The 10,459-nt window shown below is 73.8% G+C and carries 8 protein-coding genes; 6 read left to right on the top strand and 2 right to left on the bottom strand.

Annotated elements, in window-relative coordinates; all coding sequences use genetic code 11:
- Positions 1-309: 309 nt before the first annotated feature.
- The 3 genes from WMF26_RS14795 to WMF26_RS14785 all read left to right on the top strand — a co-directional run bounded on the left by WMF26_RS14795 (position 310) and on the right by WMF26_RS14785 (position 3,245).
- Positions 310-1,323: an IMP dehydrogenase gene (locus tag WMF26_RS14795; protein WP_438000853.1), complete on the top strand. Its 1,014-nt coding sequence runs from the start codon at positions 310-312 to the stop codon at positions 1,321-1,323.
- Between the two features lie 193 nt (positions 1,324-1,516).
- The gene (locus WMF26_RS14790; protein ID WP_020734935.1) at positions 1,517-1,861 is read left to right on the top strand and encodes an SCP2 sterol-binding domain-containing protein; all 345 of its coding nucleotides are present in this window, start codon (positions 1,517-1,519) and stop codon (positions 1,859-1,861) included.
- Between the two features lie 181 nt (positions 1,862-2,042).
- Positions 2,043-3,245: a CaiB/BaiF CoA transferase family protein gene (locus tag WMF26_RS14785; protein WP_438000852.1), complete on the top strand. Its 1,203-nt coding sequence runs from the start codon at positions 2,043-2,045 to the stop codon at positions 3,243-3,245.
- 2 nt (positions 3,246-3,247) lie between these two features.
- On the opposite strand, the gene WMF26_RS14780 is transcribed toward WMF26_RS14785, so the two are convergent.
- The gene (locus WMF26_RS14780; protein WP_438000851.1) at positions 3,248-4,792 is read right to left on the bottom strand and encodes a hypothetical protein; all 1,545 of its coding nucleotides are present in this window, start codon (positions 4,790-4,792) and stop codon (positions 3,248-3,250) included.
- Between the two features lie 141 nt (positions 4,793-4,933).
- On the opposite strand from WMF26_RS14780, the gene WMF26_RS14775 reads away from it, so the two are divergent.
- Positions 4,934-7,777: a protein kinase domain-containing protein gene (locus WMF26_RS14775; RefSeq protein ID WP_438000850.1), complete on the top strand. Its 2,844-nt coding sequence runs from the start codon at positions 4,934-4,936 to the stop codon at positions 7,775-7,777.
- A gap of 70 nt (positions 7,778-7,847) precedes the next feature.
- Entirely contained in the window at positions 7,848-8,867 is a 1,020-nt protein-coding gene (locus WMF26_RS14770; protein ID WP_438000849.1) for a hypothetical protein, read from the top strand.
- An 8-nt stretch (positions 8,868-8,875) separates the two neighbouring features.
- Here WMF26_RS14770 and WMF26_RS14765 read toward each other — a convergent pair whose 3' ends face one another.
- Positions 8,876-9,691: a uracil phosphoribosyltransferase gene (locus WMF26_RS14765; RefSeq protein ID WP_061629544.1), complete on the bottom strand. Its 816-nt coding sequence runs from the start codon at positions 9,689-9,691 to the stop codon at positions 8,876-8,878.
- A gap of 239 nt (positions 9,692-9,930) precedes the next feature.
- Here WMF26_RS14765 and WMF26_RS14760 point away from each other — a divergent pair, with 239 nt between their 5' ends.
- Positions 9,931-10,422 (top strand): SMI1/KNR4 family protein, encoded by a 492-nt coding sequence (locus WMF26_RS14760; RefSeq protein WP_020734930.1) that lies wholly within the window; start codon positions 9,931-9,933, stop codon positions 10,420-10,422.
- Positions 10,423-10,459: the final 37 nt, after the last annotated feature.

The following is a 10,459-nucleotide window of genomic DNA, read 5'->3' as shown; positions in this document are numbered from 1 at the left end:
GGGCCCTGCGACCGGAGCGCAGCCTGCGGCGCCGTCCCGGCGCCGCCCCGAGCCGGTGCCTCCGGTCGAGGCGCCGCCTACGCGGCGCGTCGCACCAAAGTCTCTCTCGCTCCGGCCCCGCTCGATGCTATTCTACGCCGAACTTTCGGCTGGGGTGGAGGTGCGATGGGACGCGAGGCGAAGGGCCAGAAGGACCCTCTTGGGTCCGTCGCCACGCTCCCACCGATCGAGGCCCGCGCGCAAGAGCCTCCGCCTGCCACAGGCTGGCCGTCCGCTCCGCTCGCGGGCCAGCCAGCAAGCGATGAGGCCGTGACGCCTCCCCCCGAGCCGCGGTGGTTCGACGCCACCGCTCCCGAACTCTCGCCGGCGCGGGGCGCAGGCGCTCGACGGCTCTGGTCGATCCCGCTCCTCGTGGCCGCGCTCGTGCTGGTCGCGACCGCGCGCAGCGTGACGGTCCGCGCGCTCCTGCCGGTCGCGCTCGTCGCGGCGGCGGGCGCGCTGCTCGCGCGGGGGCGACGGCACCTCCTGCCGGCGGCGCAGGCGAGCCGGCGCGGGCTGAGCCTCGACGGCGACCGGCTGCTCCTGCGCGGCAAGGGCGGCGCCGGGGAGCACGTGCTGCTCACGACCCGCGAGCGGTTCGGCGTGACGCTCCTCGCGACGCCGCGCCGCGATCGCATCGTCGCCCTGCTCACCTCCAGCGCCGGGATGTCCTCCGTCGGGGCCAGCTTCGACGGCCCCGCGCGCCGCGCCTTCGCCGCGCTGCTCGACCGCGCGTCCGTCGTGGGCTCCGACGAGGTCGGGCTCGAGGCGATCGGCCCGGACGGCGAGCCGATCTCGCTCGGCCCCGCGGTGCTCGCCTCGCTCCTCGAGGAGCTCACGGAGCGCTCGCCCGGGTGCCTCGATCGCTTCCTCCTGACCGACGCGCGCGGCGCGGCGCTCAGCCTCGACAGCCGGGAGCTCCGCGCCGGCGGCCGCGTCTTCGATCTGACCGCGCCGCTCGAGTGGCGCGCGTTCGTCTTCCAGGAGGCGCTCGGCCAAGCGGTCGCGGTGTACCAGGGGACGTGGGTGCGCCAGGGCACGAGCGAGATCTTCCTCGTCTGCTTGCTCCCTGCCATGACGCCGTCGCTCGACGGGCTGGGCGCGTCGCCCGGCCCGCTCGATCGCGGCGCGCTCCGCGATCTCCGGCTCATGCAGGGGGCGCCGGAGAGCCCGCCGCCCGCCGAGCAGCGCGTCGCCATCGATCGCCTGCTGATGGTCCCGATCCGCTCCGCGCTGGACAAAGCGCCCCGGCCCGCCGCGCAGACGCACCGCGCGCGCGCATGAGAGCGGCGCCAGGCGCGCCCTGACGGCGCGTACGGCGCGATGGACACGGCGTGCGTGCCGTGTCCCGACGTCCCGATGCGAGCGCGCCAGAGCGTCGGCCTTCGCTTGACGCGCGCGTACGGGCACGGGTAAACCGCGCACGGTACCTAGACGTTCACGTCACCACGTCCCCTACGAGATCCGGAGGCGATCCATGGCCGTCGATATCCAGAGACTGTTCAACGAAGAGCTCCCTGCTGCCCTGGCGAAGCATTCCGACGCGGCCAAGCAGATCGGCGGGAAGTACCAGATCAACGTGACCGGCGAGGGCGGCGGCGAGTGGCTGATCGACCTGTCCGACACCGGGCCGAAGCTCGCTTCGGGCAACCCGGGCGGCGCGGACGTCACGATCTCGCTCACCAGCGAGGACTTCCAGAAGCTGTACGAGAACCCGCAGGCCAACTCGATGCAGCTCTACTTCGCGGGCAAGCTGAAGGTCGCGGGCAACCAGATGCTCGCGATGAAGCTCCCGAAGCTGTTCCAGCTCAGCGCCGGCTGATCCCGGCGCCGGAGGCGCCCCGACTCCCCGGCGCCGCCGACGAGCCTCTCTCGGATCGCAGCCCTGCGATCACCTCTCTGATCTCTCGGAGCCCGCTTCACGCCGCGCGCGCACGCGACCGGCGTCCCTTCTCTTCCCCCTCGATCGTCGACCCGCCTCGCGCAACGACAGGGAGGCCCCCATGCGCCCGCTCACCGATACGCGCATCCTCGATCTCTCGAGGCTCCTGCCGGGCCCCTTCGCGACCCTGGTCCTGGCGGATCTCGGGGCGACGGTGGACAAGATCGAGGACGTCGCCGGCGGCGACCTCCTGCGCGGGCTCCCCCCGCAGATCGCCGGTGAATCCGCGGCGTTCCAGCTCTTGAACCGCGGCAAGCGCAGCGCCCTGCTCGATCTGAAGAAGCCCGAGGGGCGCGACGCCTTCCGCCGGCTCGCCGCGACGTACGACGTGCTCTTCGATCAGTTCCGCCCGGGCGTGCTCGAGCGGCTCGGGCTCGGCCACGCGGCGCTCCGCGCGGACAACCCGCGGCTCATCGTCTGCGCGCTGACCGGCTACGGCCAGACGGGCAGCCTGTCGGCGCGCGCGGGGCACGATCTGAACTACGTCGCGCGCGCGGGCGTCCTCGGCGCCCAGGGGCCTGCCGAGGGTCCGCCGCAGGTGCCGGGCTCCCAGGTCGCCGACGTGAGCGGCGGGATGTGGTGCGCGATCGCCATCCTCGCGGCGCTGCGCGAGCGGGACCGGACCGGGCGGGGCGCGGTGCTGGACATCGCCATGACCGACGGCGTGCTCGGCTTCGCCCTCCCCACGCTCGCCGCGGCGCTCGCGGGCGGCGACCCGGCGCTCCGCGGGGATGACGCCGCCGAGGGCGCGCGCGCGGCGGGCGACGCGCCGCTCACCGGGGGGCTCGCGCCGTACAACACCTACCTCTCGAAGGACGGTCACGCGATGGCGCTCGCCGCGCTGGAGCCGAAGTTCTGGCGCGCGTTCTGCGAGGGCGCGGGGATCGAGCCCGATCCGAGCGCGCTCGTCCCCGGACCGCACCAGGCCGGGCTCAAGCGCGAGCTCGCCGCGGTCTTCCGGCAGAGGACGCTCGCGGAGTGGGAGGCGCTCGCCGCCGAGCGCGACTGCTGCCTCGAGCCGGTGCTCGATCCGCGGAGCGCCCCGTCCGATCCCCACCTCGCGTCGCGCGATCTCCTGTTCGAGATCGCCTCGCCGCGCGGCCCTGTCCCGCAGCTCAGGACGCCCGTCACGCCGGCGGGCGCCGCGTTCGCGCCGGCGCCTCGCGCCGGGGAGCACACGCGCGCCGTGCTGCGCGACGCGGGTTTCTCGGACGGGGAGATCGACGCGCTGGTCCGCGCCGGCGCGGCGCGCGAGGCGGGCTGACGTCAGATCTTCTTCAGCTCGTCCACGAACTCCCAGTCGGCGATGAGGTGCTTCTTCAGCAGCAGCGACAGGAGCGCGGCGAACATCGCCTCCCAGCGCACGTTGTTGCCGAGGATCTCGCTGGCGTCGGCGCCGTGCGAGACGGCGCGGAGCGCGGAGACGAGATCGCGCGCGGTGAGGCCGGGATCGTCCGCGGCGGGCGCCGGCGGCGGCTCGGACTGGGCCGCCGCCCGCGCCGGGGCCGGCTGCTGCCGCTGCTGCTGCTGGGACTTGGTCCCGCGCGCGGGGAGCGTGATCGTCGTCCCGTCGAGGAGCGTGAGCGACACCATCCGGCGGCGACCGCGGCCTTGCGGCGCGGGGATGTTGCGCACCTCGCGCTCGCTCGGGGGCTCGTCGCCGTAGTCCGGGGCGCTCTCCGCGGCGGTGCGCGCGGCGCTCTCTGGAGCGCTGCGCGCGGCGGTCTCCGCGGCGGCGCGCGCGGCGCTGGCGCGCCCGAGCACGGCGCCGAGGAGCGCGGCGGCCGGCGTGCTCGACGTGGGCGGCGCCTCCGTGCTCGGCGCGGCCTCGCTGGCGGGCGGCGTCAGCGGCCCCGGCGCCGAGCTCGGGCGCAGCGTCTTCCGGCGCTCCGACGGCGCGGCCTGCGCCGGCTGCGCCGGCTGCGCGGATTGCGCGGCCTGCGCCGCCGCGAGCAGCTCGGGCGACGGCGCGACCTTCAGCGTCGGACGCGAGCGCTGCTCGTCAGGACGCCCGCGGATCTGCCGCTCCTCCGGCCGCCCGCGGATCTGCCGCTCCTCCGGCCGCGCCGCGGGGCGCGGCGCCTCCCAGGCGAGCTCGTCGTCGATGACGCCCATGTCGCTGGCGTCGACCTCGGAGGTCTCTATCGCCGGCACCGCGTCGTCGACCAGCCGGGCCCCGGAGCGGAGCGCGGGCCTCGTCAGCAGCAAGGGCTCCGGCGTCGACGAGACCTCCTCCGAGTGCCTGGCGGTCTCCGGCGCGCCGAGCTCGGAGGACGGCGGCGGATCGACCGGGCGCGCCCGCGACTGCGGCTCGGTCGCCTGGGCCCGCTGCGCGGGCGCCGGCGGCGGCGCGGAGCGAGCGCGCGCCCCGTAATAGACCCGGATCGCGTTCCGGATGTCGCTCGGCGGCGCGATCATCGCGCGCACCGGCAAGCCCGAGAACGCCATGCACTCCTTCATGCCGTCCTCGTTCGTCGGATCGTCCATCGCGACGTAGAGCGTCTCGCCCTGGTTGCGGACGTGGCGGACGTAGATCGGCACGAGGCAGTAACGCTCGGCCACGTCGTGCGGGACGAGGTTGAGCAGCTGCCGCGAGAACTCGATGTGCAGCAGCGACACCCAGGGAACAGCGAGCTGGTGCGATAGGATCTGCGTCAGCTGGGTTTCGTTGATGAGACCTTGCTCGACGAGGAGCGTCCCCAACCGCCGGCCGTCCGTGCGCTGCAGCTCCAGGGTCCTCTCGAGGGCGTCCTGGGTGATCATCCGCGCGTCGACCAGGAGCTGACCGAGACGTAGGCGAGGCGTAACCATCGCGCCCGAGGTTACCCCAAGTGGGATCCAGGACCTAACAGACGGCAGGACGAGCCCCCCTGCCCCCCTCCGGCCGAGGCCCCGGGGGCCCAGGGAGACCTCGACTCCAATCGCTATCCCGAACGTGGTAAGGTCCCGCGCGTGTCCACAGTGGTCTGCCCGCAATGCGCGAATCCGTGCGAGCAGGCGCACAAATTCTGCCCGGTGTGCGGTTTCCCCATCTCGGAGTTCAACCGGACCTCCGACGACCCGCTGATCGGGACGACGCTCCCGGGCAACTACGTGATCCTGGAGCTCGTCGGCGTGGGCGGCATGGGCCGCGTGTACAGGGCCGAGCAGAAGGCCCTGGGGCGCACCGTGGCCGTCAAGATCATCCACCCCCACCTGCTCGGGGACGAGAGCGCGTCGGTCCGGTTCATCACCGAGGCGCGCGCCGCGAGCCGCCTGAACCACCCGAACTCCGTCGGGGTCATCGACTTCGGCAAGAACGGCGGGCAGCTCTACCTCGTCATGGAGTTCCTGCGCGGGCGCGACCTCGCCCGCGTCGTCTACGAGGACGGCCCGCTCCCCTTCCGCCGCATCGTCGACATCCTCTGCCAGGTGCTCGCGGCGCTCGCCGAGGCGCACCACCTCGGCATCATCCACCGCGATCTCAAGCCCGAGAACATCGTGCTCGAGCCGATGCGCTCGGGCGGCGACTTCGTGAAGGTCGTCGACTTCGGCCTCGCGAAGATGAAGGCGGAGGTCGCGACGACGAACATCACGAGCCCCGGCATCGTCTGCGGGACCCCGGACTACATGGCCCCCGAGCAGGGGCGCGGCGATCCGATCGACGCGCGGAGCGACCTCTACGCGTGCGGCGTCATCCTGTTCCAGCTGCTCACCGGCCGGCTCCCCTTCGAGGCCGAGTCGCCGACGCAGGTCGTGCTGATGCACCTCTCCTTGCCGCCGCCCGACCCGGCCCTGGTCGCGCCGGAGCGCGAGATCCCCGAGCCGCTCGTCGAGGTCACGCTGCGGGCGCTCGAGAAGGACGCGGCGCGGCGCTACCAGACCGCCGACGAGTTCTCGGCCGCGCTGCGCGCGGCGGTCGGGACGTTCGACACGCCCTCCGGCCGCTTCTCGTTCGCCGAGGCGACCGTCATCTGCGCCTCGTGCCGCGCCATCGTGCCGCGCGGCCAGAAGTTCTGCGGCGAGTGCGGCGCCAGGATCGCGCAGGCCCACGCGCCCGCTCCGGCGCCGCGCGCCGCGCCGGCCCAGGCCGCGCGGCGCGATCGCGCGACGTCGGCCCCCCCGCTCCCGCTGCCGTTCGCGGCGCGCGAGGAGGACCTCGCGTGGCTCGACGCCTGCCTCGCCGAGGTCGAGGGCTCGGTCGTCGCCGCGCGCATCGTCGGCGAGCACGGCGTCGGCAAGACCCGGCTCCTCCGCGAGTTCCTCGACGTCGCCGCGAGCCGGGGCGACATCGTGATCCAGACCGGCCCGGACCCGTGGGGCGCCGAGGTCGGCTACTACGCGCTCCGCTGGGCGATCGCCGGGCTCGCCGAGCTCCCGCACGACGGCGGCAACGCGTCGAACTGGAACGGCGCGACGCCGGAGGCGCGGCGCGGGCTGCTCGAGATCTTCGGCAAGGGCGACCGCGCGGCCGACGTGCGCAGGCACGCCTGGAACAAGCCGGCCGCGGGCGGCCTGTCGCCCGACGATCGGCGCTTCATCGCCGCGGAGGCGCTGCGCTGGGCGCTCTCGCGCGCGCAGCAGTCCGCCTTCCCGCACCGGGTCCTGCTCGCGATCGACGACCTGCACGCCGTCGACGGCGCGAGCCGGAACGCGTTCGCCGACGTGATCGCGGAGCCGCCGCTCGCGGCGCTGCTCATCGTCGCGAGCCACACCCCCGGCTTCGAGCCGGGGTGGGGCGGGGCCGTGCGCGCGCTCGGCGGCCTGCCGAAGGACATCGCGCTCTCGCTCCTCCGGAGCAGCGTGAGCCTCGATCACCGCGCCGCCCGCAAGACGCCGCAGAGCACGGGCGGGGCGCGGCCGTCGCCGCGGCGCGATCCCTCGGACGGCGCCACCGCCGATCACGTCGCGCTGGGCCTGCCGCCGAGCGCGGCGACCCCGGCCGGCCTCGGCGGCGACGCCGCGACGGTGCCGCCGCTCTACATCGACCAGCTGGTCCGCTACACCCTCGAGGGCGGCAGCGATCCGCCCGCGCGCATGGCCGACCTGGTCGCCGCGCGCATCGAGCGGCTGCCGCAGGACGCGCGCCGCACGCTGCAGGCGCTCGCGGTCATCGGGGACGCGGCGGACCGGGCCACGCTGCAGCGCCTCTTGCCGGACATCCGCGCCTTCGACGAGCTGCTCAACAAGCTCGCGGCGGCGGGCATGATCGAGGAGCACTCGAGCGGCATCCGCACCGCGCACCCGCTGCTCCGCGACGTGACGCTCGCGACGATCCCGGCCGGCGTCCGGCGCGACCTGCACGCCAAGGCGACGTTCGACAGCGCGGGCGATCCGCTCGCGCTGCCGCTCGAGGTGCAGGCGATCCACGCCTACCACGCGCAGAACGCGTTCGTCGCGCTGATGCTGCTCGAGCAGGCGGCGGATCGGTCGGCCGCGCGCGGGGACACGGCCGGCAGCGTGCTCGCGCTGCGCCGCGGCCTCGACCTGGCGCGGCGCGAGATCTTCCGCGGCGAGCTCGACGATCCGGTGCGCGCCGTCCTCATCTTCAGCCGCAAGCTCGGCGAGGCGCTCGCGCGCGCCGGCGATCTCACCGACGCCGACGGCGTGCTGCGCGAGGCGCTCGACCTCGCCGGCCCCGGCGGCCCCGACCGCGCGCTCGTCCTGGGCGCGCTCGCGCACGTGGCGCACCAGCGCGAGCGCACCGGCGAGGCGTCGATGTACCTCCGCGAGGCGATGGACCTCGCCCGGCAGAGCGCCGACAGCGACGTGGTGCAGTCGCTCGACAAGATGCGGCGCGAGTGGATGGCGCGCTGAGCGAGAGATGGTGAGCGGCGAGGAGCGAGCGCAAGGGCCCCGAACTCCGGCGAACGCAGCGGCGCCTGCGGTGCGCGCGCCGTTCATCGCGCGGTGGGACCTCGACAAGACCTACCTCAGGACGGACTTCGACACGCTGCGCGATCTCGTGCGGACCGCGATCGAGCGGCCCGACCAGAAGCGCACCGTGCCGGGCGCCGGGTCGCTCCTGCGCGAGCTCGGCCGCGCGGGCGTCGAGACGCACATCCTCTCGGGCAGCCCGGAGCAGCTCCGCTCCCGCATCGAGCAGAAGCTGCGGCTCGACGGCGCGCGGTGGGCGTCGCTCACGCTGAAGCCCAACCTGCAGAACATCCTCCGGCTGCGCTTCCGCGCGCTGCGCGGCCAGCTCGGCTACAAGCTGCCCGCGCTGCTCCAGCGGCGCTGCGAGCTCCCGAGCCAGCGCGACGCGAGCGGCGCGCTGATCCGCGAGGTGCTCCTCGGCGACGACGCCGAGGCCGACGCGTTCGTCTACTCGCTGTACGCCGACGTCTGCGAGGGGCGGGTCACCCCGCTGGAGCTCGGCGAGGTGATGCGGCTCGGCCACGCCTACGACGACACCATCCTCGACGCGCTCCGGTTCGCGAGCTACGTCGAGAAGGGCCCCGTCGTCGAGCGCATCCTGATCCACCTCGATCGGCAGTCATCTCCCTCGGATTTCCGGATCTTCGGCGACCGGGTCGTCCCCTTCTACAACTACCTGCAGGCGGCCTTCGTGCTCCACGAGGACGGCCGGATCGCCGCGCACGCCGTGCTCCGCGTCGCGCAGGACCTGGTCGTCGCGCACAACTTCGACAGCGTCGCGCTCGCGCGGAGCTACGTCGACCTGTCCCGCCGCGGGCACGTCTCGGGCAAGGGCATCGCGTCCCTCGAGGCCGCCTACGGCGAGCTCGCGCAGCGCAGGGCCGCGGGCGCGAGCGACCTCGGCGCGATGATCGCGGAGCTCACGCGGCTCTGCAGCGACCTGCGCCCCGCCGTGAGCCGGCCGCACGCGGCCATCGACTACCGCGCGCTCGCCGCCGGCCACAACCGCCGCTCGAAGCGCGGCCGCTGACCGCTCGCTCACACCCAGGCGTTGTTGAGGATCTCACCGACGCCGCCGGCGCCCGGGACGATGTACTGGATCGCGTTCAGGCCGCGCTCCTCGTCCCAGTGCGTGCCCGGCTCGGTCTTGAGTACGCGCGCCGGCGAGAGGCCGCGATCGAGCCGGAGCGCGTAGATGATCGCGTCCGGGTGGGCCTCGGTGACGCGGCGGATGTACTCGGGGGTCACGATGAGGTGCATGGCGATGCACTTGGCCGGCCGCCCCTCGAGCGCGGTCTTGTAGTACGTCATGGCGCTGACCATCGACGAGCCGGTGGCGCCCATCGGATCGGGGAAGAGCACATGGCGCCCCCCGACGTCGCGCCCGATCTTGGCGTCGTGCCAGGTGGCGCCGACCACCTCGCCGTGCTCGTTCGTCTGCCGGCTCATGAACAGGTGATCCTGCCGCACCAGCGCCGGGTCGAGGACCTCGTTCATGAGCTCGTAGACGACCTGGGAGGGCATCGTCCCGGCGCGGGCGATGCCCACGGTGACGACCTTCGTGGCGCGGGACAGCGCGGTGCCGCGATACACGGCCTCCGGGTGGGACGAGATCATCCGGGTCGGGACGTCGACGCGGGTGCGCTCCAGCTCGGCGGCGAGCACGGCGCGCGCCAGGGTCTGGTAGAGGAAGCCGACGAGGCGCCCCACGTCGGGCTGGCCGGTCTCCGGGGAGCAGGCGCGGGCCAGCAGAGTCCACGCGAGCGGATCGTCGAGGAGGTGCACGCCCGGACCGTATCGGTGCGCAATTTCGGGGGGCCGGAATCGGCTCTCAGCGTACGCAACGTCGACCATCGTTTTTCTGTTACACTACCTGGCCCGGCGCGGGGTATTCCTCCGGGTGCGCGCCGGTGCTCTCCCCGGGAGCGAAGCGGTTTCGAAGCGATGAGGGCGCCCGCCCAGCGGGCTGTCCCGTGGACTTGCAAAGGAAGGGATGTTCGGTGGATAGCGACCTTGCCGAGTCGGTTACGGCGCTCAAGGATGCCTTTGCCCGAAGAGGCATCCCCGCGAGGTTCGGAAAGGCGGCTCCAGCGGTGGTGGAAGAGCTGCGCAGGACGCTGCGGGTGCCCGCCAGGTACCGCGCTTTCCTGCAGGAAGCCGACCCGCTCGACGTCGAGACGGTGACGCCGGTCGAGCGCGTACGCCTCATCCCCTCCGAGAAGCTCGCGGCCGAGCAGCAGGCGAACGGCGGCGACAGCTCCCTCCCAGGCTGGCGCAAGAGCTGGATCCTCATCGCGCGCAGCGCCCTCCTGGGAGACCCTTACTTCCTCGACATCTCGAAGCTCGACGCCGAGGGCGACTGTCCCGTGTTCACCTGCATGACGGGGACCGACTCGCTCAAGCCAGAGCTCTGCGCGTCGAGCTTCCAGCAGTTCCTTCGCATCCTCGCGACCTCGATGGAGGTCGCGTCCGGCTTCGGCGAGAGCGGCCTCGACGACGACGACGAGGCCATCTTCCGCGAGGCGCTGGCGCCGAAGATCAAGACGATCGACTCCGCGGCCCTCCGCGCGGGTCACTGGACGTGACGCAGCGCCCGCGGCGCGCCGCGCGCGGCCGCCGCGG

The organism is Sorangium sp. So ce185, assembly GCF_051526825.1.
Taxonomy (GTDB): domain Bacteria; phylum Myxococcota_A; class Polyangia; order Polyangiales; family Polyangiaceae; genus Sorangium; species Sorangium cellulosum_D.
Note: the sequence above shows the minus strand (reverse complement) of the source record. Positions and strands in the feature narration are given on the sequence as shown.

What these genes read in the sequence shown, in the direction of transcription:
- WMF26_RS14790 (WP_020734935.1), top strand. Translation starts at nt 1,517, where the DNA reads ATGGCCGTCGATATCCAGAGACTGTTCAACGAAGAGCTCCCTGCTGCC.
- WMF26_RS14785 (WP_438000852.1), top strand. Translation starts at nt 2,043, where the DNA reads ATGCGCCCGCTCACCGATACGCGCATCCTCGATCTCTCGAGGCTCCTG.
- WMF26_RS14780 (WP_438000851.1), bottom strand. Translation starts at nt 4,792, where the DNA reads ATGGTTACGCCTCGCCTACGTCTCGGTCAGCTCCTGGTCGACGCGCGG.
- WMF26_RS14765 (WP_061629544.1), bottom strand. Translation starts at nt 9,691, where the DNA reads ATGGTCGACGTTGCGTACGCTGAGAGCCGATTCCGGCCCCCCGAAATT.